Raw genomic sequence first — 26,985 nt, forward strand, 5'->3', positions numbered from 1 at the left:
AGCGGGGCGGCTTTCAGCTCGCGAGAATGCTCAACCTAGACTAGCAGATTAGCAGTTCTTGGGAGCGATTTCGGTCGGCATGCTGCAGCTCCAGGTGAAAGAACTGTCAGTCGTAACGAAAGTAAGGGTCATGGATTGACCCGCCAGCTTAGCTGAAACGCTACCAGCCCCCTTGAACGTGGCAACGTAGTCGTCGGTACCGTCGAAGGTGATGCTCCGCACGTACTCGCCATCGTCGGTAATGGATCCAAGCTGAGCGATAGTAGGTACAGCACCGTTGCTGAGGTAGTACTCAGAGATAGGGGTCTTCAGACCACCCAGCAGCGTGGCGGCTTCGGTTGCCTGAGAGCGTGCAATGTAGTCCTGATAAGCAGGGATAGCGACCGCTGCCAGGATGCCAATGATGGCAACAACGATCATCAGTTCGATCAGGGTGAAACCTTTCTGGGTGTGCTTGATTTGCATGTTTTTCATCATCGACCTCTTACGTTTGTCGGTATTCTGTTCGGTATGGCCCGGTCCCGTTGGAGCCGTACCCCGCGGTTTGAGCCTGAGGGTACCAATGCAGAACGTGTGCCAGCTTTAAAAATTCACCAACAAAAAAATATTCCCCGCTATTTTAAGTTGTTGCAAGCATTCGTGAACCACTTCACATAAGTCACTCGAGCAAATTTGCTGCCCGTAGGCGTCAATGGGTGACGTTTTTGGTCACCCCTAACCGTCAGGACTGGCTTGTCAGACGGCAATCTTTATGAAGCCCCTCATCCGGCAACTCCCGAGGCACGTCTTTCCAAATCTCTGCAGGCCATCTAAACTCACTGCAATTCACGAAATCCTTGATTCAGTTACTTAGGCTGCGTTCTTTACTTAATTTATGTCTACCAATAAAAGCAACATCACGCTTACGGGCCTCGCGAGGCGCTTTGTAGATGACGGGCACCTTGATGAGGCAACCGCGAAGGATGCGTTTCTCCAAGCCTCTCAGAACCGAATTCCACTTATTACCTACCTCACCCAAAACAAACTCGCCGACAGTTCAAAACTTGCCTTTTCGGCCGCGATGGAATTCGGCGTTTCCGTGCTCGATCTCTCAGCCTTCCTACCGGAGATGATGCCGGAGAAGATTGTTGATGAGAAACTGATCCGAAAGCACAACGCGCTGCCGCTCTATAGGCGTGGGAACCGGCTGTTTATAGCGGTTTCGGACCCAACGAACATCCAGGCCCTGGACGAGATAAAGTTCAACACGGGTCTCAGTACAGACGCAGTGCTGGTTGACGACAGCAAGCTCCGTGAAGCGATTGACAAGTTTCTGGAGTCCCAGGACACCACGATGGGTGATCTGGACGACGCGGATCTGGAAGGTGTAGAGACAGAGGGTGGCGAACAGGAGGACGATGGAGCCGTATCAGCAAGCGAAGTCGATGATGCACCAATCGTTAAGTACGTAAACAAAATGCTCCTCGATGCCATTCGTGGCGGCGCCTCGGACATCCATTTCGAACCGTATGAGAAGACATATCGTGTGCGTTATCGGACAGATGGGATCCTGAAGGAAGTTTCTCGCCCCTCCATAAAGCTGGCTCCCAAAATTTCCGCCCGCGTGAAAATCATGGCCCAACTGGACATCTCTGAACGGAGGATTCCCCAGGACGGCCGCATCAAGATGAAACTCTCCAAGACCAAAGCCATTGATTTCCGGGTGAACACCCTGCCCACACTCTGGGGCGAGAAGATTGTTCTGCGGATTCTGGATCCGAGCCAGGCAAAGCTCGGTATCGACGTTCTGGGTTACGAAGAAGATCAAAAGCAACTTTACCTGGATGCACTTGAACAGCCACAGGGAATGATTCTCGTAACGGGGCCCACGGGTTCAGGTAAGACTGTGTCGCTTTACACTGGCCTCAACATTCTCAACACCAATGAGCGAAACATTTCAACAGCAGAAGATCCTGCAGAGATAAACCTTGAAGGCATCAACCAGGTAAACGTGAATACCAAGGTTGGGCTCGGGTTCGCGGAAGCCCTGCGCGCCTTCTTGCGCCAGGACCCCGATGTCATCATGGTCGGCGAGATCCGGGATCTGGAAACAGCGAACATCGCCATAAAGGCGGCTCAAACAGGCCACCTGGTTCTGTCTACGTTGCATACTAACAGCGCCGCCGAGACTCTTACGCGGATGATGAACATGGGTGTGCCGGCGTTCAACATCGCAACGTCCGTGAGCCTGATAATCGCCCAGCGACTCGGTCGAAGGCTTTGCAACGCCTGTAAACAACCCGCCGAAGTCCCCCAGGACGTGCTTTTGAAGGAGGGGTTCACACAAGAACAAATTGATACAGGCTTCACGTTGTACCGCCCCAAGGGCTGTGATAAATGCAATGGTGGATATAAAGGCCGCGTCGGGATTTACGAGGTGGTCAAAGTTACAGACGAACTGGCGAACATGATTATGGAAGAAGCCAGTTCCATCAAAATTGCAAAGCAGGCTCAGGCGGAAGGCTTCCGCAATTTGCGGCAGTCAGCGCTCTTGAAAGTGATCGAGGGTGTGACAAGCCTTGAAGAAGCCAACCGCGTGACGAAGGATTAAGCATGGCAGAGAAAGCGCAGAAGCTGGAATCTTACATCTGGGAAGGCAAGGACAGAAAAGGCAACAAGGCAAAAGGTGAACTCGCGGGCTCCAATCTTGCCCTTGTGAAGGCGCAATTGCGCAAGCAAGGGATTATTCCCGACAAGGTAAAGAAAAAGCCCAAACCGCTTTTCGGCGGCAGCAAAAAAATCACCCCGTTCGACATTGCCATGCTCACCCGGCAGCTCGCCACCATGATGAAGGCCGGTGTACCGCTGGTCCAGAGCTTTGATATTGTCGCCGATGGCCTTGAAAACAAGGGCTTGCAAGACCTAGTTGTCGCCATCCGAAACGATATCGCTTCTGGAACGAGCTTCGCCGCTTCACTAAGAAGGCATCCAAAGTATTTTGATGACCTGTACTGCAACCTTGTAGATTCCGGTGAGAAGGCGGGCGCACTGGAGCAGATGCTTGACCGGATCGCCACCTACCTTGAGAAAACGGAAACGCTCAAGAAGAAGGTTAAAAAGGCGATGACCTACCCGATCGCGGTAATCATCGTAGCGATCGTTGTCACAGCAATTCTCCTCATAAAGGTCGTTCCGCAATTCGAAAGCCTTTTCCAGGGCTTTGGTGCCGAGCTCCCGGTCTTTACTCAGTTCATTGTGGAAACATCGGAATGGCTGCAAAGTTGGTGGTTTATAGTACTTCTTGGAATCGTTGGAACAATTTTCTTGTTCAGAGAGGCGAAACGGCGCTCTCAGAAGTTTTCGGACTTTGTCGATAAGTACACGCTCAAACTTCCAATCGTTGGAGAAATACTGGACAAATCAGCGGTTGCCAAATTTGGGCGAGTGCTCTCGACTACCTTCGCAGCGGGTGTTCCGCTTGTGGATGCCTTGGAGTCGGTGGCCGGTGCGACTGGCAACGCCGTCTATCGCGATGCCGTACAGAACATAAAGAATGACGTATCCAGCGGTACCCAGTTGCAGGCATCGATGCGTCAGCAAGGAGTTTTCCCGGTGATGGCAGTACAGTTAACTGCCATCGGGGAAGAATCGGGCAACCTGGACGATATGCTTTCCAAGGTTGCCGAGCATTATGAAGCGGTAGTCGACGATATGGTGGACAACCTCACCGCACTGATGGAACCCATGATTATGGCGGTGTTGGGCGTTCTCGTAGGGGGGCTGATTATTGGTATGTACCTGCCCATCTTCCAGATGGGTCAGGTTGTTGGGTAAGGCCCCCACTCTTAACTCCCCTCTCGCAACCCCTCTCCTCGTTTACGGAGAGGGGTTAAACCACCGATAACTGAGCGAATTGATGTTAAGCCTCGAATCCTTCCTCGCCACACCCTGGCTCCTATACCTGACATTAACCCTCATCTCCCTCTGCATAGGCAGCTTCCTCAACGTCGTCATCCTCCGCCTGCCCAAAATCATGCACCAGGACTGGCGCTGTCAGTGCGAGGAGTTTCTGGAGATCCCGGAGAAGCAACGTAAGCAGGAAGAAACCATCACCCTGTCGAAACCTGCCTCAACCTGCCCATCCTGCGGCCACGGCATCCGGGCCTGGGAGAATATTCCGGTGGTGAGTTACCTGGTGCTCGGAGGCAAATGTGCCTCCTGCAAGGCCCACATCTCACCGCGTTACCCGATCATCGAGGCCGTAACCGCGATCTTTTCGGTGGTCACCGTTGCCTTGCTGGGGCCTACCGAAGCCGCATTGTGGGCGCTTTTGCTGGTCTGGTCGCTGATTGCCCTGACAGTCATCGATTTTGACACTCAGCTGTTGCCAGACAGCATCACCCTGCCCCTCATGTGGCTTGGGCTGGTGCTGAACTATTTCGGCGTGCTGACGGATTTCACCAGCGCCTTCTGGGGAGCCGTCGCCGGATATCTGTCGCTCTGGTCGGTGTACTGGCTGTTCAAGATTGTCACCGGCAAGGAAGGCATGGGCCACGGTGATTTCAAGCTGTTGGCGGCATTGGGCGCCTGGCTGGGCTGGCAGCTTCTGCCGGCGGTGATTCTGCTGTCCTCTGTGGTAGGTGCGGTTGTTGGCATCAGCCTGATGGTGTTCAAGAAGCATGGGCGTGAGGTGCCGATTCCCTTTGGTCCGTATCTGGCGACCGCGGGCTTGCTCTGCCTGTGGTTTGGTCCGGAAATCCAGGCGTTCTGGTTCGGTTATCTGGGGGTCTGAGTGGCAATTGTAGGCCTCACCGGGGGTATTGGTTCCGGCAAATCCACGGTGGCGCGTCTCTTTGGGGAGCTCGGCGTGCACTGGGTGGATGCGGATGACGTGGCCCGCGAGGTGGTAGAGCCGGGTACGCCTGCACTCGCGCGGATTGCCGAGCATTTCGGGAGCGGCATCCTGACCAAAGACGGAGCACTGGATCGGGCCCAGCTGCGGGGCGTTGTATTTAAAGAGCCGGAGGAGCGGAAGTGGCTCGAGGGTTTGCTACATCCGGTCATTCGGGATGAGCTGGTTCGGCAATTGCAAAGTCCCCCGCACCCTCAACCTTACGTACTGCTCGTCTCTCCCCTGCTACTCGAAACCAACCAGCACGAACTCGTGGACCGCATAATCGTCATTGATGTACCCGAGGAAACCCAGATCGCCCGCACCATGGCCCGCGACACCAACAGCCGGGATCAGGTGGAGCGGATCATTGCCGCCCAGATGCCCCGGGCAAAACGGCTTGAGCGGGCGGATGCAGTGATTGATAATGATCGGCCCATGGATGAGGTCGAACGTCAGGTTCGCGACCTGCATGAACGGTTAATGGTGGACTTTGGCTGACAGTTCTTTTCGCGCCTGGCATGCAGGCCTGCTGGCGTACCTCGCTCTCGCACTTCCCCCTGTTTCGCACGCCGCCGAGCCGGTTTTCGAGGTTCAGGAGCGGCCCGTGGCAGACATTCTGTCCCCGTCACGCCTGCCCATCGGTTTCTTTACCTTTGAGCCGGATGAGTACTGGGCCGAGCCCCGGGATTCCTATTGGCTGAAATTCAGCAACTGGGTCCTGCGCCAGGAGCGCATTCAGAGCCCCAAGGTCCAGTCCCTCGGGCAATGGGCCGACCGAACCCTCTCCGGAAGCGATCGGAGCCTGCCCAACAACGAAAGCTACTTGCGCCTGGGCTTTGCCACCGAATCCGAGTACGGCGATCCGGCCCAGTTCGAACCCGAAGCCCGATTCCGGCTGGACATCCCAACAACCGAACGCAAACTGCGACTGGTTATCGAGAGTGAAAGTGACGAACTCATTCCACTTGGCGAGCGCCAGCGCGACCGCCAGCTAACCGAACCCGAGCGGTCCGATACCGAAGCCACCGGCGCCCTGCGCTATCTCACCCGCATCGGCGACGCCATTAACTTTTCCAGCGATGTGGGTGTACGCCTGCGGCTCCCGCCGGATGCCTTCTGGCGCGCTACCGCAGAGAAGCGATGGAGACTGGACGATAACTGGATCATCAACGCCCAGCAGCGGTTGTACTACTTCCATCAGGACGGCTGGGGCGAGCGCACCTGGATAGGAGCCGGAAGGCCAACCCGGAATGGCTGGTATTTCCGCTCATCCTCCGAGCTCGAATGGATTCACCGGGAGAAGGAATTCGTGGCCGCGCAGATCTTCAGCCTGCGCAAACAGATGAACAACCGGCTGATTGTGACTCCCCGGCTCGGTGTGCTCGGCGAGAGCAAGCCCGGATGGCGCACCACCTCGGCCTTTGGCGACGTTACCTTCCGCTACCGGCTGCACAGCAACTGGCTGTTTGCCGAGCTGATTCCGGCACTGGAGTTCCCGCGGGAGGACAGTTTCAAGGATCGGGCGTCGCTGATTTTCCGGGTTGAGATGTTTTTCTCCGGCGTTATCGAGGAAGATCGTTTCTGATGCCCAGACACCCCTCAAGACCTGCCGCCGAGGCGCTTACGCTAACGCCAGTGGCGATTACCCGCTCCTGTTTTCGTGACAAGTTTGGCGTACCGCGCCAGCCCGGCCTTACCCGCCATGCCCGGGCAGACCTGGTGATACAGGCCCCGTTTGATCGCGAGGACGCCTTCCGGGGCCTGGAAACAGCCAGTCACCTTTGGCTCACCTTCCAGTTTCACGAAGCCGTGCGGGCCGAGTGGCGGCCGGTGGTCAGGCCCCCGCGCCTGGGAGGCAATCGCAAGATGGGGGTGTTCGCCAGCCGCTCGCCCTTCCGCCCCAACAGCCTGGGGCTGTCGGTGGTTCGGAATGAGGGTCTGGTTCGAGAGAACGATGAGCTGGTTCTGCGCATCAGCGATCACGATCTGATCGAGGGCACGCCCATTCTTGATATCAAACCCTACCTGCCGTTTGCCGATTCGGTACCTGAGGCAACGCTCGGCTGGGCCGATTCGCCCCCCACCGACAGACTGGATGTGGTCTTCCTCCCAGAGGCCGAAACGCAGCTCGCCGGGCTGCCGCCGGATCGTTACCCCGAACTGAGGGCGCTGATCGAGGATGTGGTCGCCTACGATCCACGCCCGTCCTTTCGTCGGGGCCGAGATGAGGAGCGCATTTACGGCGCCCACCTGTACGATTTGAACGTGCGGTTCCGGTTCGTGAATGGCCCGTCACAGAAGCGTGTCGAAGTGCTAACGGTCTGTTAGACTCTTACTGTTCAGTTTGTAGCCGACACAGGGAACATGTGCCTTGCCATCAACACGGTTGTTCAGACGATTGGGAATACGGCCCTTGGCGGCGCGGCTGCTTGCCTACGTGCTCCTGTTCAGTGTCGTGCTTTCACTGGTCGCCACCGGCGTCCAGATGATTGGTGATTTCGAGCGCCGGAAAGATGAACTGCTCAGCACCCAGACCAAGGCGGCCGAGCTGGTGTCTGGCAGCATGAGCAACAATATCTGGCTGATGAATTTCAGCGAGGTGGCCAACAGCCTGGACGACATGAAAGCGGTGCCGGCCATCCAGTACGCCCGCTTGGTCACCTCCACCGGCGAGGCCTTCAGCACCGGCACCTATCCCGAGGGCCGGGTTATCTCCCAAACCTTTCCGCTGGTGTTCGACCGCTCCAACGTTCGACCACCGGAAGAAGTCGGCACTCTGACAGTCACCTCCTCCGTCGACCAGATCTATTCAGATCTACGCAACCGGGCGCTGCTGAACCTGCTGTTCCAGTCCATTGTGGTGATGCTGGGCACACTGGGGCTCCTGATCATCGTTCGCCTGACCTTGTCACGACACCTGGAGGCCATGGCCGATTACGCCGCCCGTCTGAATCTCGACGCCCTGGTCGACCCGCTGAAGCTCAAGCGCAAGTCACCACGAACACCCGATGAGCTCTCCGAGCTGGAACAGGCGCTCAACAAGATGCGCCTGCAAATCCTTGAAGACACCCGCTCCTTGCGCCAGACCACCATTCAGTCCCAGGGCGAACGGGATGAGGCCGTTCGCGCCAATCACGCCAAGAACCAGTTCCTGGCCAACGTCAGCCACGAGCTGCGCATTCCCCTGCAATCGGTGCTCGGCTACGCCAATCTGCTGACCGACACGCCTCTGGATCAGGAGCAGCGGGAATACGTACACACGTTGCTGAGTGCCTCGGAAAGCCTCTCCGCCATCATCAACGACCTGTTGGACATCTCCAGTATGGAAGCCGGCAAGCTGGTACTGGACGAGATTCCCTTTGATCTGCGGGAAACCCTCAACGATCTGGTGCACATGCTGGGCGCTCGTGCCCGGGAAAAGGGGCTGGCCCTGGAGCTGCGTGTGGACGAGGACCTGCCCTGGGCCCTGAAGGGCGACCCGGTGCGCATTCGCCAGATACTGCTCAACCTCACCTCCAACGCCATCAAGTTTACCGATTCAGGTCACGTGCTGATCAGCATCGAAGTGCTGAGACGCAGAGACGACAAGGCACGTATACGCCTGGCGGTGGAGGACACTGGCGTGGGCATCAATCCGGAGGATATTCCCCTGGTGTATGAGCCTTACGTTCAATTGGGGCAACAATTCCAGCGCCAGCTGCCTGGAGCAGGCCTGGGACTGACCATCTGTAGGCAGCTGGTAAACCTCATGGACGGTTCCATGGACCTGGAAAGCCGGCCTGGGGAGGGGTCCACCTTCTGGATGGAGCTCACCCTGCCCGTTGCTCCAGAGAGCGCAACCCGGGTACGCCCAGACACCCGGATGGTAAAAAACCGCCGGATACTGGTGGTGGATTCCTACGAGCTGTCGCGCAAGATCACCCTGGAGATGCTGTCCCGGCATGAGGTGCACATTGAAGCCGTGAAGTCCGCCGGAGAGGCGCTCACCTCCCTGCGCACAGCCTTTGACGGCCAGCAACCGTTCGACGCCATCATCCTCGACGGCTTCGTGCCGGACATGGACAGCGATCTGCTTTGCCGGCAGATTCGCAGCAACCCGCTCTGGGCCGACATGCGCCTGCTGATTCTCTCTTCCAACCCCCAGCGGGGCGATGCCGAGCATTTCCGCCAGGCCGGTGCCGACGCGTTTTTGAGTAAATCGCTTCGGGAATCCTGCCTGACACCCATCCTGAACCAGCTGTTTGCCGATGCGGCCCGGGAAGAGCGGCGTTTCCTCACCCGATTCTCCCTGCAATCTGTGTCCGACACCGCCCGCCGCCGGGAACTGCCGTGCGGTCGGATGAAGGTGTTGTTGGTGGAAGACAACCCGGTCAACCGAACCCTCACGCGTCGCCTGCTGGAAAAACTCGGCTGCGACGTGATGACCGCCAACGATGGCGAGGCCGCGGCCAGCCTCTGGCAGTGGCACCCGTTCGATCTGGTGTTCATGGACTGCGTGATGCCTCGGATGGACGGCTTTGAAGCCACCCGCCGGCTCCGCGAGTGGGAGAAAACCCACAATCGGGCCCGCACTCCGGTGGTCGCCCTGACCGCCAGTGCCATGGAAGAGGACGAGGAGCGCTGTCGCCGCTGCGGCATGGATTCCTTCGTCGCCAAGCCTGTCAATATTGAAATGCTGCGGGCAGTGCTGGAACAATACTGCAAGGCATCGGCCACACCCTCCGAGTGAGGCGCCGATAGCCAGCGATTTCCATTGTTTCGTTAAACTGACCAAGGCTGCCATGAACGTTGACTGCCCGACCTGCAAGAAATCCGTGGAGTGGACCGACTCCAACCCCTGGCGCCCCTTCTGTTCCGAGCGCTGCAAGTTGATTGACCTGGGCGCCTGGGCCAACGAGGAATACCGGGTACCCGCGGAAAACGCATCGCCGGAGGATCTCGACCAGGGCGGTGAAACAACCCGACACTGAGCCCACCACGGTCAATCAAGAACGCTCAGGTTAACGCGGACTTACTGCCATTTAAGTTGAGTGGTGCCAAACGCCCCGTTAACATACCGCCAATCTGTCCATAACCAAGAAGGTGTACGTATGAAAGCGACCCGGATTTCCCTGATGCTTCTCTCACTGGCGGCTGCTCCGGCTTTCGCGGGTGATGTCGACCTGAGCCTTACCAATGACTCAGTGAAAGGCCAGGTAAACTTCTTTGGCAGCAACAACGATCTGCAGCTGGGTACTGGTTACACCTACCACGAGGGCGGACGCGACATCTTCAACGCGGATTTCCATGCCCAGGGCCGTACGGCCATCGGTAACCTGCCTACCACTGCCGGGATCGGCATGCGCGGCATCTACTGGGATCAGAACCGGGCCGATGGCGGCGCTGTTGGCCTTGGTGGCTTCGCCACCGTGAACATTCCCCGCGTGCCGGGCCTGTCCTTTACCGGTGGCCTGCATTATGCGCCCAGCATCCTGTCGTTTGGCGACTCCGATGATATGACCAGCCTGGAGCTGCGCGGCAGCTATCGGGTTATCCGCAACGCCGAGCTGTTCGCTGGCTACCGTTACCTGAACACTGAGATTGAAGGCACCAACCGCGACGTGAACCTCGACGAGGGCGTTATGGCTGGCATGAAGATCTTTTTCTGACCAGCAGCCCTGCGCGGGCGCCCTAACCGGGCGCCCGCTCTCCTGGAAATCCCCGTCTCCATCCTTTGTGCTTCTCCTCACGCTTTCCCTGATTGACCACTGCTAGACTGACGACCTGTATTTCCTGCACGGACAGCTCAGGCATGCGACTCTCTCTCGGATTACTCCTCTCCTCCACTCTTCTATTGGCAGCCGGGTGCGGCAGCGGCGAGGACGCCGTGGAGGGTGCCCGGAATGAACCGAATGATTTCGGGAACAGTAAAAATCCTGCGAACGACTTCAGCTCTGGCAGCACCGGCGACTCCAATAACACCAGTGGCCTCGCGCGTAATGAAGTGAGGATTACCATGGAGGTGCCCTCTGGAGTAACCACGGAGGGCACGCCAACCCGGAGAAACCTGAGAATCGTCCGGCCCGACAGGGTGAGTGTTTACGTTACCAACACGGCCTTGCAAAACCTGGGCGAGCCTGCCATTACAACCCGCACCGATGACCAGGGTTTCACGGTCATCGAGTTCACCAACGGGCTGCCCCTGGGCCCGAACGTGGTGATAGAAGCCAGTTTTGGTAACACCGTGATGCGCGCGCTGGCGGCCGACGCCGATCGCGATGTCAAGGTGAATCCGTTCTCCGAATATCTGGTACGCAATACACTTGCCCGCTACACCAGCACGGAGTTTCAGGGCATTCTGGATTGCGTCAATGACGCCGGCGGCGAGTTGTGCCTGAACAAGTATGTGTGGTCGACGCTCGCCGACCAGGTCCACGATTTCGAGATTGAGATCCCCTCTAACCTGGGCCTCTCCGGTGCCCTCGACCTCCTGGAAGCACGCGGCGATTTCGCACGCTACGTCAGCGCCATGGCCGATTACGCGCTTCTGGATGAAAACTCCTCCGGGAAAATCAGCGCCAGCTCCGCCGATTACAATTCGGTATTCCTCGGTATCGAGCTGGGCCAGACGTTCCTCGAACCCTCGATCAGCGGGTCTGGCCAATGGGGCATCCGGACAGCACAGGAGGAAGTGCTTGCTGACGCCAACGGCACCGGTTACGTCTACCCCGCTCTGACTCTGACCAGCTTCGACGCCTTCGGCATTAACGTTACCTCCCTGGCCAACGACATTCCCTACGATCGCGAGGCCCTGATCCACGAGCAGGGCAACAATTTCTACCTCAGGGGCTCCGAGCGTTGGGAGCGCAACACCCACTCCTCATCCCCGGGCGCGGCCACCTTGCTCAGCGATACCCGCCTGTTGGCTGGCCGGGCCCTGTTCCAGAGCATTACCGGTAGGGGTAGCTCCACCATCATCGGCTGGACCCGCAACCCTTACTATCTTGACGCCTTCACCAGCGTGCCGCCCGACAATACCACAGGCCCCGACCGGGTTATCAGCGGCTATTTCACCGCAGGCAAGGCCATTGAACTGGAACCGGTGGGCGAGCGCCTGGAGAGACTGAGCACGCTCGAAGATCACTATCTTTCCGTACTCGAAATCAATCTGCTCAGAGAGGATGGTTTCAACGCCGACATCCTCGACAACCGAGACTACAACGTGGTGTATCTGAGCTCCCGATTCAGCGAAGATGCAACGCCCCTGGCGGTAGAGAGCGGCTTCGGCACCTGGCAGATCGACTGGCAAACGGATTCCGGAAACGTGGTCCAGGCGCAAGCGGTCACCACCGTACAGCGTGATTCCTCAGGCTCGGTTACCAGCGACAACACCGGCACCCGGACCCAACCCTGGACACTCAGCAGTCGGACGGCCCGGCTCAGTAATGGCAACCGCGATATTGGCCGGCTGAATCTGGACATCAGCACCCCCTCCGGCGATCTGGAGCAGCCCGACCTGGGGGTTGGCGCCAGCACGCCCGATGGCAGCCTGCTGGCGTTCAATCTGGATGACAGTGGCTTTGGTGACGGCCTGCTGATTGCCGGCGAGCAGACCAGCAACAGCGCGCCCACCAGCGGACAGTTCCGCCTTCAGGGCGTAGCACTGGGTCTGGCACCTGACGCCAACCGCCTGAGGCATTTCGACAATGCCCTTCTGCGCATCGACTCAGGCACCCAGGCAACGCTTTCATCGGTTACGTTGAACAGCACACATGATGTTGCCAATCAAACGGTTACAACCCCGAAGCTCGTGGAGCAATCCGATGTCAGCCTGACCTACAATGGCACGTTGGGTGGCGGTCAGGTCCGGTTTACGTCTGGCCCTCTCACGATGGAGGGGTTCTATACGGCCAGCCAGGACCAGTTCTACCTCAGATACCGCACCACCGACGGCGATGAGGAGCAGATCGGCCTGGTCCTCGCGACGCGGCTGCCCTAGAGGGAATTGCCGGACCTGAGCCAAGACGCAGACGCGCCCGTATAACCTGTTATAATTATTGCTATATCGGCTTTAACGAGAGGTTTTATGTCTGCAGGTAAACGGGCGTTTGTGCTTCTGGTGCCCCTGATTGCGTTCGCTATCGGTGGCGGCTTTTACGTGCCGGACGCCAGCCTTACCCAACGACAATCCGACAACACCGGCTCTGAGCCGGCTTTGGCATCACTCCCCCCCTTGCCAGACTGGGCCAACGAGCCATTGCCAGACTTCTCCCAGTATCAGGACACTACCCAGAAAAAAGCGGAGTTTTTCTCCTTCCTGTATCCGCGGATCGTTCTGGCCAATTCCCGTATTCTCATTGAACGCGATTATCTGGATAGCCTCGCCAACAAGGACGAACTGACTGAAAAAGAATACGACTGGCTGGCCCAGCAGGCCGAGCGGCTCCGGGTGGATGCGGAACCGGGCAGCAAAGAACAGTTTGCCCTGCTGCACAAACGCCTGGATGTCATTCCGCCCTCGCTGATCCTCGCCCAGGCCGCCAACGAATCCGCCTGGGGTACATCTCGCTTTGCCACCCAGGGCAACAACCTGTTCGGGCAGTGGTGCTTCTCCAAAGGCTGCGGCCTCGTGCCCCGGGGCCGCGAAGAGGGAGCAAGCCACGAGGTGGCCAAATTCTCCTCGCCCTACCGCTCGGTGCGCGCCTACATCCAGAATCTCAACCGCCATCCAACCTACCAACTGTTGCGGGATGTGCGACTCAAGGATCGGAGAAACCAGGCCCCACTGTCGGGCATCGAACTGGCGGAAGGCCTGCTTGGCTATTCCGAAAGGGGCGAAGAGTACGTAGAAGAGATCCGGGCCATGATTCACTACAACAACCTGGAATTCTACGATGACGATTTCCGCAGCGTGGTCCGCAACCTGAAGCCTGGCAGCCTGCAACAACTGGCCTCAACACAGGCTGAAACCCAGCTCTTGCCCGGCCAGTCATCACTGAGCGCCGCTCCGAACGAAGGATAGAGATTTTCCCAGATGCTCGATTTCTTGCCCGCGCCGCTAAAGGGAACCCTGGCGGCCCTGCTGATCCTGTGTAACACATTAATTCTCTTTCCTGTTCTGATGGTGTTCGCGATCGTGAAACTGGCGTTACCCGTCACGCCGGTGCGCAAGGCCTGCACCGTTATTCTCAACAACATTGCGTGGATCTGGATCGGCTTCAACAACCTGCTCATGGATCTGCTGCATCGGGTCGCCTGGGATGTTCGAGGCGCCAGCAACCTGAGCCGCCAGCACTGGTATTTCGTTACCTGCAATCACCAGAGCTGGGCCGACATTCCCGCTATCCAGTATGTGCTCAACAGTCGCATTCCCCTGCTGAAGTTCTTTTTGAAGAAACAGCTGATCTGGGTTCCCTTTCTGGGCATCGCCTGGTGGGCATTGGATTTTCCCTTCATGCATCGCCACACCAAAGAACAGATCGCCCGGCGTCCGGAGCTGAAAGGCAAGGATGTGGCGGCTACTCAGGCTGCCTGCGAGAAGTTTCGCTATACGCCCGTAACCATCTTCAATTTCATGGAAGGCACGCGGTTTACTCAGGAAAAACACGACCGCCAGAACTCCCCTTACCGACACCTGCTGAAACCAAGGGCCGGCGGCACCGCGTTTGTGCTGGGCGCCATGGGTGAGATGATTCACACCATGCTGGATGTCACCATCGTATATCCGGACGGCAGGGCGGGCTTCTGGGATTATCTGTGCGGACGAATCCGTCGCATCATCATTGATATTCGGGTGCGGGAGATACCCGGCGAGTTCCTGGGCATGGACTACGAGAACAACCGCGAAACACGGGTTGCATTCCAACGCTGGGTGAGCCAAATCTGGGCGGAGAAGGATGCCAGGATTGAAGCACTCAAGGCCGAATCGCCGGCCTGATCATAACGCTACAGAAGCCCCAGCTCCCGGGCCTTCACGATGGCCTGTGTTCTGGATTTGACCTCCAGTTTGGCATTGATACGCCGGGCATGCGTCTTTACCGTGTGCAGTGAGATGTGCAGTTTGTCAGCTATTTCCTGATTCGAGAGTCCCTTCGCGATCAATTCCAGAACGCCCTGCTCCCGTTCACTGATGGGTTCAGGCAGTGACTCTGCGCCCAGGGTCGTGTCCTGCAGTTCAAAAAGACCGCCCAGCGCGCTCTTGAATGGCCCTTCGGGCAGCAGGCCGAAGGTCTTCTCCATAACCTCCTGCAGCTCGCTCCGTAATTCCACGAAGGGGCTGATGAAGTGCTCACGGGCTGCTTCGGCCACCGCTGCCTGCAGCGCTTTCTGGGCAGCTGTTGTACCCTTTTCATCCAGGAGGATGACCGATTCCAGCAAGCGCATGTGCAGCTCCACGCCCCGTGGAATGACACCCTCGTAACGATCGCGAATACCCTGAAGGATCTTCCTGGCGCGAATCAGGTCGCCTTTCGCCATATCAACGCGCACCTGAAGGCAATCCAGCAGCCCCGGCATCATTGGGAACAGCTCAGGCACGCAGCCGGCTTCTCGATATGGCGCCAGTTTCTGCACCGCTTGCTCGGCACTGTCGATCTGATTCTGGGAGAGCCAGCAGTTGGCCTTGAGCGCTTCAAGCACCGGCACGAACAGGGACTCGTCTACCTGCCAGGCGTGCATAGTACGCTCCGCCCGGCCAATCCAGACAAAGGCATCCTCAAGCCGGCCCTGCGCCCGACACATCAGAACCCGGATAGTCATTGCCAGCAACAGGCCCAGGTCCCGGGTCTGCTCTGCATGACGGCCGCAGGTGACCAGCAGGCGATCCGCCTCCGCTTCCCGCCCCTGATGCCATAGCACCAGGGCAAGATTCAGCTGAAGCCGGGTTTCACCAATCCGGGCCGGACGAGCCAACTCCTGCATCGTGGTGTCCAGGCCCGTGCGAAGCAATTGCTCGGCGTGCTTGAGTGCGCCCTTTCCAAGTTCAATCCGGGCATGGGCATACACCGCCAGCGCCTCCGAACCTGAGTCTCCGGCTTCCCGAGCCAGTTTTGACGCTATCCGGTTCGCTTCCCGGGCTTCCTGAAAGCGCCCGAGGGCGCACAGGGCGCTTGACCGCACCATCTGGGTCACCAGCTGGCCCTGGGGGCTCATCTCGCCCCCGTCCATTGCCCGGTCTGCCATCGCCAGTGCCGGGCCAACGCTGCCCTCACCCCGCAGGATAAACGCCCGGAGCGCGGCGATTCGGGCAGCCTGAGACTCCGCATCCTCTGCCGACAGACCTTCAATGAGCGCGCGGGCCTGCCGGAACTGGCCACCAATCGCGTGTACCCAGCTGTAAACAATCTTCAGGCGCACACTGCGTTCGAGCAGTTGCGCCGGCAGGCTCTTGCGAAGCCGGAGCAGAGAGGCGGTATCCTGGCCCAGCAGCAAAGCCTCCGACCCTTCTGAGGCAATCTGGATGACCTCATCGGCGTCACCGGCGAGCAGTGCGTACTTGAGCGCTTCCGGAAACTGGTCACGTGCGCCAAACCATCGACTCGCCTGCAGCATTCGTTCTGCGTATCCCGCCATCGCAGGTGATTGCAGCCACTCCTGCAGTAGCGGGTTCAACCGGTACCAGCGCCCGCGACCGGGCATGGACTTCAGAGGCAACCCCTTCTCCAGGGCCTGCGATGGCAACAGCCCGACCTCCGGCAACAGGGGGGCCAGTGCCAGGAAAAGCTCATCCGAACACAGTTCGAGTTCTGCTATACCCCGCATGGCACGGATCTGACCAGGCGTGAGCTGGCCAAGCACCGATTCCTTGAGAAACCGCTCAACACAGGGCGTTTCCTGGATTGGCTTGCGTTCAAGATTCCGAAAAACCTCGCGACGATACAGGGCCAGTGGCGTGGCCCAGCCTTCTGTCCTGTCATACAGGCTGTCAACAGCCACGCTGGTGATCTGACTGCTCTCGGTCGCCGATCGGAAGAAGTCAAAGGTCTCCGAGCGGGAAAATTCCAGGGCGTCCACACCAATACGAGTAAACCGGTTTTCCAGCTCGAGGCTGTGGGTCTCGAAGGGCAGCGCTTTGCGAGAAATCAAGACAACGGAACAGCCAGAAGGGCAATCGCATACCAGTTGCTGGAGCACATCCACAACGGCGGGGTTGGTCAGATTCTGCAGATTATCAAGGACCAGGACCTTCGGCTGCCGACTACCGCTACGGGCAATAGCCATCAGCATCAGGGAAAGAAGGTCTGAGAAGCTTGCGCCGCCCTGGGCGCCCTGTTCGAGGGTTTCCGGTAAATTCAGGGCTATAGAAAGTAGCGTGAGAAAACGCGAGGGGGCATTGTCTTGAGCGTTCAGGGAAATCCAGCGAACCTGCTCCTCAGACACATCAGAGGCCTCGAGAGCACTGACCAGGCTGTGAGATTTGCCATACCCACAGGGGGCCTCCAGAAACAGGACGCCTTTGGAGGTCAGAGCGTCGGCAATTTTCTGGTCCAGCCGGGGACGTTTCAGTGCATCGGACGGAATGCGGGGAAGCTGAACCCTCTGGCTCAATAAATCCCGGACCAATTCACCCCGCTGAAGACCGCCGTTTGCTGACTGGAACTCATCGTTGGCTGCACAGCCATCATTCAATGGTTTCACGCACTGCCCCTTTCAATCCGTAACGGGCATCCTGGCCCCGTCGGAAAAGTGGTTCTTTACAGGCACTTCGATATGGCGACCGACATCGGGTACGCCTTTAGTATGAGTGAGAGGTTAAACCAATTGAGGGGTGGGCTGCAAAATTTTGACGTGAAAGGATTTTATGGAGCGATAAAAAAACGGCGGACCCAGGGGTCCGCCGTTTTTCCAGTCCGGCCCGCTTTACCGGGTACCGGCCCGACGCAGAGCAGCGGGGGTGTAATCCCGTGAGCGACGCTCAACACCAAAGGTGTACGGCTCTTCTTCCTCGTTGGTCAGGCCCAGGGCCAGATAACGACCGGACAGCAGATCGTACAGGACTTCGATGGCGTACCAGGGAACCACCTGATCGTAGAACTGCATGGCGTGGGCTTCCGCTACCCGCCAGAGCTCGCCACGACCGTCGTAATGGTCAATGACCGCAGCCTGCCAGGAGTCTTCGTCGATATAGAAGTCACGCTGCGCGTAGATGTGGCGCTCGCCTTCCTTGAGGGTCGCACGTACGTGCCATACGCGGTGCAGTTCGTAGCGGGTGAAGTCCTGATTGATATGACCGGCCTTGATGATCTGGTCGTAGGTCAGGCTCGGATCAACCAGCTTGTAGGAGTTGTACGGGATGTACATTTCCTTCTTGCCGATCAACTCCCAGTTGTAACGATCCGGTGCACCGTTGAACATGTCGAAGTTGTCCGAGGTACGCATACCGTCGGCTGCAGTACCCGGGCCGTCGTAGGCAACCTGGGGCGCACGGCGAACACGACGCTGGCCGGCGTTGTATACCCAGGCACGACGCGGCTCGGCAACCTGGTCAATGGTCTCGTGCACCAGCAGCACGTTACCGGCCAGACGCGCCGGAGCGGTGATCGCCTGCTTGAAGTAGAACAGCACGTTCGGGTCCATGCCTGGCTCAAAGTCTTCCAGGTAGGTTCTCCAAGTCAGTTCGTCCTGGAATTTAACCACTGAGAAGTCACCGCTTTCCGTCGGCGTTACCTGCCCGACGTTACGCATAACAGAGCCACCGCGATACCGGGTGATGTGGTTCCAGATGACTTCCAGACCGTTCTGGGGAATCGGGAACGGCGTTGCAGATTTGTAATTGCCCAGGCCGTTACCGTTCTTGATCAGTTCCACCTCGGTGGCGTTTTCCATGGTCTGCTGCATGACAGGCTCTGGATACGCAGCCGAGCGGTGCGTCTCATAGACCGGCATGAAGTAGTCATCGTAACGCTTGATCATGGCAACCTGGCCCGGCGACAGATTGTCGGCGTACTGGTCGACGTTGCTCTGATCGATTGTGAACTTCGGCTTTTCATTGGGGTACGGGTTTACATACACGCCGTCTCCCTTGTAGTTGTCCGGGGGCGTGGTCAGACCGCCTGTCCAGGCAGGAATCGCACCGCCGTTACCGGCTTTCTCGGCCCCCATGGGGGTCAGCGAATTACCCAGCTTGGCCGCTTCTTCAGCAGAAACCGCACCCCAGGCCTGGCCAGCAAACATCGTTGCTGCCAGAACACCTGTGGCCAGTAGTTTCTTGTTCAGTTTCATTTAAATTACCTCGTTAAACGAATTCTTTCCGGTTCAGAATGAGTAGGAAACGCTGGCACTCACGAAATCACGGTCAGTCAACTCGTTGTACGGCTTACCGCCGAAAAAGTTTGTATAACCGATCTCACCGGTAATCTTGTTCTGGTATACGGCTTCCAGAGACAGGCCGATGGCTTTGCTGCCCTCATTAAAGGCGCCGCCCGGCTGCGGGCTGTAACCCTGCACATCGTGGCTCCAGGCGAGTTGCGGCGACAGGTTCACACCGGCCAGTGCGTTCGGGTAGCTCCACACCAGGCGGGTACGGTAACCCCAGGAGAAGTCGGTTGTGAAGCCTTCGTTGTTACAGTAGTTGACGTTGATGTTCGCGCCGGCCCGACAGAAATCTCCTGTGAAATTCGGCCCTTCCAGAGGCAGCGTTCCAATCCCGAAGGTACCGGAGCGTCCGTAACGAGCCTCGTCAGGATCTGGCAGGTCGTGGATGTAGGTCGCACCAAACTCGGTAATCAGAGACAGGCGGCTGGCTCCCATCACCTGGTCAAAGAACTTGATCAGGGTGAATTGTGCCTGAGACACGTTGAAGCGATCATAGCCGGCAACCGGCTTACCGGCGAGGTTCGCACCATTGGTTTCAGCCAGACGCTGGCGCTCAAGATCACTCAGGATTTCACCGTTCGGCCCACGCTGCTGGAGACCACCAAAGATCAGCTCGAAGGCGTTCCACTGAAGCGGGACGTTGTCACGGAAGCTATACTCGGCGCCCAGTGACCAACCACCGGGGGTGGTGGTGTTGATGCTGATGCCGTACAGGTTGATATTTTCCGGGTACTCGATGAAGTAGCTCGGGAACGTGGACGGCGGCAGATTCGGATCGCTCTGCTGGTTGGTACCCGGGTTCGACGGGTTGTTCACCAGACCACTGACATACGGCAGACGGCTGTTGTACTTGATGTAGTAGAAGCCCAGTTCCGAATCGTTCAGCTCGGGCACGTACCACCGGATCGCCATACCGAACTGATCCTTGGAGTCGGCTTCCTGGTCACCCAGACGCGGGGCGATGAAGCCTTGGGCGAATGCCTGGGAATCCGGCAGCTGGCCAGCCAGCAACACAGGGCCACAGCCGTCAGCGGCGAAGTCGTTGGTGGAGAAGAAGGTGCCGCAGTCGTCCGGGCGCACCGGCTCCCAATCCGCCTGAACGAAGGTTTCAACAGTGACGTTTTCGGTCACACCCGCCGACATGTAGAACATCTCAACCGGCAGAAGGGCATCTTTCAGCTCGGAGCCCGGCGCACGGAACGCAGGCACGTCAACCGGGTTGATAACGTTGATACCGCCCTGAATAAAGGTGCTCTCACCCCAGCTCAGAACCTGCTTACCGTAACGGACGCTGACCGGAATGTTTCCGAAGTACCAGTCCGAGAATACGTAGGCGTCCAGAATCTCACCGCCGGAGGCGTTGTCCTTGGCTTCTTCGTTCAGTTCGCGACGCTGGCCTACAAAGTCAACGGCACGGCTTTCGTCTTTCAGTTCGAAGTCGTACCAGTAACGGCCGCGCAGAAGACCACCGACGCGGGTGAGATAGGAGCTGTCAACGTTGTAGTTGAGGTAAAGCTCACTGTTGCCCTTCACGATCTTGGAGTAGGTGTCGCCACTCTCGAAGTTCAGGTTGCCGTCGTCGTAGTTGTTGGTGGAGGCACCAATGTTGGCAAGGGGCTGACCGGGCGTGTATTCCGGGCCAAGGTTACCCTGGCCGATCAGTCGCTTGTCACGATCCTCAACCCGCCAGCCGGCACCGGCAGACAGTGTGGTGTTGAACTGGGCTTCAACGTCTCCCAGATAAAACGATAATGCGGATGCTTGGCCGGACATACCGGCTGCAACTGCCACGGCCAGCGGTAACTTGGTCCAACGCTGCCATTGATGTGTTTTTCTTGTCATTGGAAGGCTACTCCATTGTTGTTCTGAGTCGCTGCTCTGATTATTGGTGTTCACGATGTATTGGAGGCTTCATGCACAGTGCTCGTGATGTTGGCACTATAGCTAACGCCCTGTGGCGCTTTGATCAGTCAAAAGTATGATTTTGCTCTCACACCCCTGTTACCGCCGGGTTTCGTCGCACAAAATCACTATAGACAACAAAATTGGATGCAACCACTTTGGTTTTTGTGGTTTTTTCGCGATTTTGATGGTCGTCCCGAGTTAGGCGAAGCGCCGAGCGGATGAATGTTTCTCCGGGAACCGCTACAAGCACATCCATGTGCGCTTGACGTCGGCCATCCTTGGCCGCCGACATTCCCGGAGAAACATTCATCCGCTCAACGCCAGGCCATTGAGTTCGCTTTCAACGGAGCGCGCGAAAAAGCAGTTTCCGGGACGTCTAAACGGAGGTCTGCTTGGCAGGGGCGGGAGCCTTTCCCAGAACTGTCGGCAGCATGGATGCTGCCGTCAAGCGTACAGGGACGTATTTACAGCGTGTTTCGGGAAAGGCTCCCGCCCCTGCCACACTCCCAGGTTCAGAGCATTTCGATGGCCATAGCTGTGGCTTCGCCGCCGCCGATACAGAGCGCGGCAACGCCTTTTTTCTTACCGTAGCGCTGGAGGGCGTACATCAGCGTAACCAGAAGGCGGGAGCCGGTGGAGCCGACCGGGTGGCCCTGGGCGCAGGCGCCGCCGTGGACGTTGACCTTCTCCGGATCCAGGCCCAGTTCGCGGATTGGCATCATGGCCACCATGGCGAAGGCCTCATTGATCTCGAACAGGTCAACGTCGTCTTTGCTCCAGCCGGTTTTGGCAAACAGGGTCTCAATGGCACCGACCGGGGCACAGGTGAACTCGGACGGGTGCTGGGACTGAGTGCTGTGGCCGACGATCCGGGCCAGAGGCTTGAGGCCGCGTTTTTCCGCCTCGGATTCGCGCATGAGCACCAGCGCTGAGGCGCCGTCAGAAATGGAGGACGCGTTGGCGGCAGTCACGGTGCCGTCTTTGGCAAAGGCCGGACGCAGGGTCGGGATTTTTTCGATGTTGGCGTTGTGGGGCTGCTCGTCGTCTTCCACTACCAAGTCGCCCTTGCGGGTCTTGACGGTGACCGGGATGATCTCGTCCTTCAGCAGGCCTTCTTCGATGGCCTTCTTGGCGCGGGTCAGGGAGCGGATGGCGTATTCGTCCATCTCCTCGCGGGTATAGCCCTTCTTGTCAGCCATTTCCTGGGCAAAAGCGCCCATCAAACGACCGGTCTCGGCGTCTTCCAGACCGTCCAGGAACATGTGGTCCTGCGGCGCCTGACCGGGCCCCATTCGGTAGCCGCTGCGCACGCCCTGCAACACGTAAGGCGCGTTGGACATGCTTTCCATGCCACCGGCAACCATGATGTCGTTGCTGCCCGCCTTGATCAGGTCGTGTGCGAACATGGCGGCTTTCATGCCCGAGCCACAGAGTTTGTTGATGGTGGTGGCGCCGGTGTGGTCCGGAAGTCCGGCCTTGCGCATGGCCTGGCGGGCCGGGCCCTGTTTAAGGCCTGCGGGCAGTACGTTGCCCATGATCACTTCCTGAACATCAGCTGGCTGAAGACCGGCACGCTTGACCGCCTCGGCGATGGTAATAGCACCCAGGTCGGGGGCGGTAACGCTCGCCAGGCTGCCCTGGAAGCCGCCCATCGGTGTTCGCACGCCGCTCACAATTACTACGTTGTCACTGCTCATACATGAATCTCTCTGTCGTTTGTCTGGCAGGTCAGGGTTCAGGAACGGTGCCACCAACGGTGTGCCGCCGCTCCGTCAGTCCCGCCTGTTCTCATGGGTCTTTTCTTATGGTTTATGAGGTGCTTCGAGGTATTCCCGGGACTGCATTTCCAGCAGGCGGGATTCGGTACGCTCGAATTCAAAGCCCAGTCGACCACCGGCATAGAGCTCGGTGATGGGCGCCGCAGCCGAGATAATCACCTTGACGTTGCGGTCGTAGAATTCGTCGATCATGTTGATGAACCGGCGGGCCTGGTCGTCCTTGTCATTACCCAGCACAGGCACATTGCTGATAATGATGGCATGGAACTGCCGGGCCATTTCGATGTAGTCGTTCTGGCTTCGGGGGCCGTCGCACACGTCCTTGAAGTCGAACCAGACCACGTCATCCGCATGGGCCTGGGCGGGAATCTTGCGGCCATTGATCTCCATGGTCTTGCTGTGTTTGCCGGCTTCTACCGCCAGGGCGTCGAAGCTCTTGCGCAGGCTGACGTCGGCTTCTTCGTCCAACGGCGAATGGAACAGTTCAGCCTGCTCCAGGGTACGCAACCGGTAATCCACGCCGCCATCAACGTTCACCACTTCGGTGTGCTTCTTTACCAGATCAATGGCCGGCAGAAATCGTGCGCGCTGCAAGCCATCTTTGTAGAGGCCATCGGGCACAATATTGGAAGTACACACCAGGGTGACGCCCCGGCTGAACAGGCCGTCCATCAAGGTGGCCAGGATCATGGCATCGCCAATGTCGGAGACAAAGAATTCGTCGAAGCAGATGACCCGGGTTTCATCGGCAAACTTCTTTGATACCAGCTCCAGCGGGTTCTTTTCGCCCTTGAGGTTTTTCAGCTCGTTATGGACCCGCTGCATGAACCGGTGAAAGTGGACCCGCATCTTGCGGTCAAACGGCAGCGATTCGTAGAAGGTGTCCATCAGGTAGGTTTTGCCACGGCCAACCCCGCCCCAGAAGTACAGGCCCTTCACCGGCTCTTCGCGTCCCTTGCTCAGTTTGCGGCGCAGCTTGGCCATGGGCTTGTTACGATCCCTTTCGGCTTCCACCAGTTTGTCGTACAGTGACTGCAGGCGTTTGACGGCATCTTCCTGGGCAGCGTCCTTCTGGAAATCCGGGCGTTCAAGATCCTTCTGGTAACGTTGCCAGGGGGTCAGGTTCGCACTGGTTTCGGAGGACATCGCAGCTGTCATCAAGAAGTTCCCGGAGGTTGGTCGTGAATTTGGGCGCCGTATTGTCTCGCATTTGGCGATTTTTCGCCACGTTGGACACCGACAGGAGCAATACGACGATAGGCGCAACCGGCAATCATGGGATGATGGAGCCCGGGGCGTTATACTCGTGGTACTGGAGCTTGGCTCACTTCTAGGTAAAAGGACGACACAGCATATGACAAACCTGATTCTGGCAGCGATTGCCGCTTTGGTTGTTGGCATTGTCATCGGGGTATTTGTTGGCCGTTCCGGTCAGGGAACGACGCTTCGGCAGCGCCGGGCGGAACAGCAGATTGAGGAACTGAGAAGCGAGTACACCCGCTACCAGGCCCAGGTGAATGAACATTTCATGGAGTCGGCCCATCTGCTGCGCCGGTTCAATGATGCCTACCGGGATGTGAACCAGCATATGGCACGCGGTGCGAATCGTCTGTGTAACGACGAGGAGTGGATGGAGGAGCTGGCTCAGGAAACGTCCAAGAAGCGTCTGGAAGAGGTCCGCGAGGACGCCGCCGAGCCACCTCGGGACTATGCGCCGAAGACCGATCCCAAGGCTTCTGGTACTTTGGCGGAAGATTTCGGGCTCAAGAAGGGTGACAAGGCTCAGCAGGCCTGAGCAGTTCAACTGCCTGGCGATAGCTTTGGAGTCACGCCTCTTCAAGCCTGCTGAGTTCGGGAAGGGAGCAAGGTAAGAGCCCCTTTCCGGGAACCGCTACGAGCACATCCATGTGCGCTTGACGTCGGCCATCCTTGGCCGCCGACATTCCCGGAAAGGGGCTCTTACCTCGCTCCCGCCATCTCTGTGCAATTCGCTACAGGCCCGACCTCGACGCAAGCATCAGACCGGGTTATCACAGTCGATAAACTTGTGAATCAATCCAAATTCTTCTGCTAACGCCTTCCCGAGCGCCTGCACACCATAACGCTCTGTCGCATGATGGCCAGCAGCGTAGTAGTGGATACCACACTCCCTGGCGGTATGGGTAGTCGGCTCGGAGATTTCACCGCTGATGTACGCATCCAGTCCGGCATCCAGAGCGTTATTGATGAACCCCTGGGCCGCACCGGTGCACCACCCTACCCGCTTGATCATCGACGGTCCCTCGCCAACCCAGAGGGGCTCGCGATGGAGCTGCTCGGCGATGTGCCGACCGAATGCCTCCGGCGACATGGGTTCCGCGAGTTCGCCTTCCCAGACCAGACCGCCCAGCGGTCGCGCATTCCGGATATCCAGAACGTCGGCCAGTCGGCGGTTGTTGCCATACTCCGGGTGGTCGTCCAGCGGCAGGTGGTAGGCCACCAGGTTGATGTCGTTATCCAGAAGCTGCTTCAGGCGCTCACGCTTCATGCCCTGAATGCGCTGATCCTCGCCTTTCCAGAAATAGCCGTGGTGTACCAGGATCATGTCGGCGTGGGCGTCAATGGCGGCTTCGATGAGGGCTTTGGAGGCGGTAACACCGGAGATGATGGTTTTTACGTCGGATTTGCCCTCTACTTGTAGTCCGTTGGGGCAGTAATCCTGGAAATTCTCTGGCTGGAGCCATTCGTTGATTTTGTTCAGAATATCGATTCGATTAGCCATACAGTTGCGCTCCGGACTATCTCTGAGAAATTGAACGAGGAAGGCAGGCACCCCTTTCCGGGAATGTCGGCGGCCAGGGATGGCCGCCGTCAAGCGCACATGGGCGAAGCAAGCGTTTTAGAAGCGAAGCTTCGCGCGCCGCGTAGCGACAGCAATCTGTGATTGCTGGCTGGACCCGCTTGCGGGTGCTCGTGGCGTTTCCCGGAAAGGGGTGCCTGCCTTCCGCAGCCTCCATACCCAAAAGGCTAGAGCGATTCCAAACCAGAAATCAAAGCATCATTCTGTTCCGCAGTACCAATGGTAATCCGCAGAAAATCGCTGATTCTGGGTTTGTTGAAGTGCCGAACGATAATGCCCTGCTCCCGAAGGCCTCGAGCCAAAGCCTCGCCGGACTGCTCTTTGTGGCGGGCGAAGATGAAGTTCGCCTTGGACGGTAACACCTCAAAACCCAGATTTTCGAGGGCGGCCGTCACCCGCTCACGCTCGGAAATCACGCCCTCGCAGCACTTCCGGAACCAGGCCTCGTCTTCATAGGCGGCCTTGGCACCGGCCAGTGCCAGGCGGTCCAGCGGGTAGCTGTTGAAGCTGTTCTTGACTCGATTCAGGGCTTCAATCAGATCCGGATGTCCCACGGCAAAGCCGACTCGCAGGCCGGCCAGAGAGCGGGCCTTGGAGAGGGTCTGGGAAACCAGCAGATTCGGGTATTTGTCTATCAGGGTAATGGCCGTTTCACCGCCGAAATCGATGTAGGCCTCGTCGACGACCACCACGCGATCCGGATTGGCCACCAGAATCTCTTCAACGTGCTCCAACCCCAGATACCGGCCGGTAGGCGCGTTCGGGTTGGGGAAGATCACGCCGCCATTGGGCTGCTTGAAGTCCGCCGGATTGATTTCGAAGCTTTCGGTGAGTGCCACCACCTTGCTCGGGATCCCGTAGAGGCCGCAGTACACCGGGTAGAAGCTGTAGGTAATGTCTGGAAACAGAATCGGCTCGCCGTGCTGGAACAAGCCGTAGAAGATGTGCGCCAGCACTTCGTCCGAGCCATTGCCCAGGAAAACCTGGTTTGGCTGAACGCCGTGGTAGGTGGCGATAGTCTGGCGCAGGCTTTCGCCTTCCGGGTCCGGATAGAGGCGCAGGCTGTCGTTCAATTCCGCCTGGATGGCTTCGATGACCTTGGGTGATGGGCCGAACGGGTTTTCGTTGGTGTTCAGCTTTACCAGTTTGGCCATTTTGGGCTGCTCGCCCGGGACGTATGGAACCAGGTCTTTGACTAAGGGGCTCCAGAATCTGCTCATCTGTATTGCACTCCATTTGGTGCAGACGGGCAACGGGCAGGTCAATCTCCGAGAACCGCTACGAGCACCCGCAAGCGG

General features: G+C 58.2%; 21 protein-coding genes. 13 read left to right on the plus strand and 8 right to left on the minus strand.

Annotated features, from left to right (window positions below; genetic code table 11):
* Positions 1 to 48: 48 nt before the first annotated feature.
* Entirely contained in the window at positions 49 to 474 is a 426-nt protein-coding gene (locus BM344_RS04760; protein WP_208603377.1) for a pilin, read from the minus strand.
* Positions 475 to 874: 400 nt separating this feature from the next.
* On the opposite strand from BM344_RS04760, the gene pilB reads away from it, so the two are divergent.
* The 12 genes from pilB to BM344_RS04820 all read left to right on the plus strand — a co-directional run bounded on the left by pilB (position 875) and on the right by BM344_RS04820 (position 14,789).
* On the plus strand, positions 875 to 2,590 hold the full coding sequence (pilB, locus tag BM344_RS04765) for a type IV-A pilus assembly ATPase PilB (protein WP_091986588.1): 1,716 nt from the start codon (positions 875 to 877) through the stop codon (positions 2,588 to 2,590).
* Positions 2,591 to 2,592: 2 nt separating this feature from the next.
* Positions 2,593 to 3,813, plus strand: a complete 1,221-nt coding sequence (locus BM344_RS04770) for a type II secretion system F family protein (RefSeq protein WP_091986592.1) — start codon at positions 2,593 to 2,595, stop codon at positions 3,811 to 3,813.
* An 82-nt stretch (positions 3,814 to 3,895) separates the two neighbouring features.
* A complete protein-coding gene (locus tag BM344_RS04775; protein WP_091986595.1) occupies positions 3,896 to 4,771 on the plus strand; it encodes a prepilin peptidase in 876 nt (291 codons plus the stop codon).
* Entirely contained in the window at positions 4,772 to 5,371 is a 600-nt protein-coding gene (coaE, locus tag BM344_RS04780) for a dephospho-CoA kinase (RefSeq protein WP_091986597.1), read from the plus strand.
* Positions 5,364 to 6,458 carry a hypothetical protein gene (locus BM344_RS04785; RefSeq protein ID WP_407656797.1) on the plus strand — a complete coding sequence of 365 codons (1,095 nt, stop codon included), beginning with the start codon at positions 5,364 to 5,366 and terminating at the stop codon, positions 6,456 to 6,458. Before coaE ends, BM344_RS04785 begins: the two co-directional genes overlap by 8 nt.
* On the plus strand, positions 6,458 to 7,201 hold the full coding sequence (gene tsaA, locus BM344_RS04790) for a tRNA (N6-threonylcarbamoyladenosine(37)-N6)-methyltransferase TrmO (protein WP_091986600.1): 744 nt from the start codon (positions 6,458 to 6,460) through the stop codon (positions 7,199 to 7,201). The genes BM344_RS04785 and tsaA overlap by 1 nt, the downstream gene beginning before the upstream one ends.
* A gap of 43 nt (positions 7,202 to 7,244) precedes the next feature.
* The gene (locus tag BM344_RS04795) at positions 7,245 to 9,602 is read left to right on the plus strand and encodes a response regulator (RefSeq protein ID WP_091986603.1); all 2,358 of its coding nucleotides are present in this window, start codon (positions 7,245 to 7,247) and stop codon (positions 9,600 to 9,602) included.
* Between the two features lie 52 nt (positions 9,603 to 9,654).
* A complete protein-coding gene (gene yacG / locus BM344_RS04800) occupies positions 9,655 to 9,843 on the plus strand; it encodes a DNA gyrase inhibitor YacG (RefSeq protein WP_091986606.1) in 189 nt (62 codons plus the stop codon).
* A 120-nt stretch (positions 9,844 to 9,963) separates the two neighbouring features.
* Positions 9,964 to 10,521, plus strand: coding sequence for a YfaZ family outer membrane protein (locus BM344_RS04805; protein WP_091986609.1), 558 nt, complete (start codon positions 9,964 to 9,966; stop codon positions 10,519 to 10,521).
* 143 nt (positions 10,522 to 10,664) lie between these two features.
* Positions 10,665 to 12,851 carry a hypothetical protein gene (locus tag BM344_RS04810; protein ID WP_091986612.1) on the plus strand — a complete coding sequence of 729 codons (2,187 nt, stop codon included), beginning with the start codon at positions 10,665 to 10,667 and terminating at the stop codon, positions 12,849 to 12,851.
* An 87-nt stretch (positions 12,852 to 12,938) separates the two neighbouring features.
* Positions 12,939 to 13,874: a glucosaminidase domain-containing protein gene (locus tag BM344_RS04815; protein WP_091986615.1), complete on the plus strand. Its 936-nt coding sequence runs from the start codon at positions 12,939 to 12,941 to the stop codon at positions 13,872 to 13,874.
* Between the two features lie 12 nt (positions 13,875 to 13,886).
* A complete protein-coding gene (locus tag BM344_RS04820; protein ID WP_091986619.1) occupies positions 13,887 to 14,789 on the plus strand; it encodes an acyltransferase in 903 nt (300 codons plus the stop codon).
* 8 nt (positions 14,790 to 14,797) lie between these two features.
* Here BM344_RS04820 and BM344_RS04825 read toward each other — a convergent pair whose 3' ends face one another.
* From BM344_RS04825 to zapE, 5 genes are all read right to left on the minus strand, one after another.
* Entirely contained in the window at positions 14,798 to 17,488 is a 2,691-nt protein-coding gene (locus BM344_RS04825) for a LuxR C-terminal-related transcriptional regulator (protein WP_091986622.1), read from the minus strand.
* A 222-nt stretch (positions 17,489 to 17,710) separates the two neighbouring features.
* Positions 17,711 to 19,072 (minus strand): DUF1329 domain-containing protein, encoded by a 1,362-nt coding sequence (locus BM344_RS04830; RefSeq protein ID WP_091986625.1) that lies wholly within the window; start codon positions 19,070 to 19,072, stop codon positions 17,711 to 17,713.
* A 33-nt stretch (positions 19,073 to 19,105) separates the two neighbouring features.
* Positions 19,106 to 21,007, minus strand: a complete 1,902-nt coding sequence (locus BM344_RS04835; RefSeq protein WP_091986628.1) for a DUF1302 domain-containing protein — start codon at positions 21,005 to 21,007, stop codon at positions 19,106 to 19,108.
* Positions 21,008 to 21,582: 575 nt separating this feature from the next.
* Entirely contained in the window at positions 21,583 to 22,767 is a 1,185-nt protein-coding gene (locus BM344_RS04840) for a thiolase family protein (protein ID WP_091986630.1), read from the minus strand.
* A 105-nt stretch (positions 22,768 to 22,872) separates the two neighbouring features.
* The gene (zapE, locus tag BM344_RS04845) at positions 22,873 to 23,970 is read right to left on the minus strand and encodes a cell division protein ZapE (RefSeq protein ID WP_208603411.1); all 1,098 of its coding nucleotides are present in this window, start codon (positions 23,968 to 23,970) and stop codon (positions 22,873 to 22,875) included.
* A gap of 232 nt (positions 23,971 to 24,202) precedes the next feature.
* Here zapE and BM344_RS04850 point away from each other — a divergent pair, with 232 nt between their 5' ends.
* Complete coding sequence (locus BM344_RS04850; protein ID WP_091986635.1) at positions 24,203 to 24,643, plus strand: YhcB family protein; 441 nt, start codon at positions 24,203 to 24,205, stop codon at positions 24,641 to 24,643.
* 222 nt (positions 24,644 to 24,865) lie between these two features.
* Here BM344_RS04850 and BM344_RS04855 read toward each other — a convergent pair whose 3' ends face one another.
* Together BM344_RS04855 and hisC are read right to left on the minus strand one after the other, a co-directional pair.
* Positions 24,866 to 25,609, minus strand: a complete 744-nt coding sequence (locus tag BM344_RS04855) for a Nif3-like dinuclear metal center hexameric protein (RefSeq protein WP_091986638.1) — start codon at positions 25,607 to 25,609, stop codon at positions 24,866 to 24,868.
* Between the two features lie 245 nt (positions 25,610 to 25,854).
* Entirely contained in the window at positions 25,855 to 26,907 is a 1,053-nt protein-coding gene (hisC, locus tag BM344_RS04860) for a histidinol-phosphate transaminase (RefSeq protein WP_091986640.1), read from the minus strand.
* Positions 26,908 to 26,985 lie beyond the last annotated feature (78 nt).

Source organism: Marinobacter gudaonensis, from assembly GCF_900115175.1.
Taxonomy (GTDB): domain Bacteria; phylum Pseudomonadota; class Gammaproteobacteria; order Pseudomonadales; family Oleiphilaceae; genus Marinobacter; species Marinobacter gudaonensis.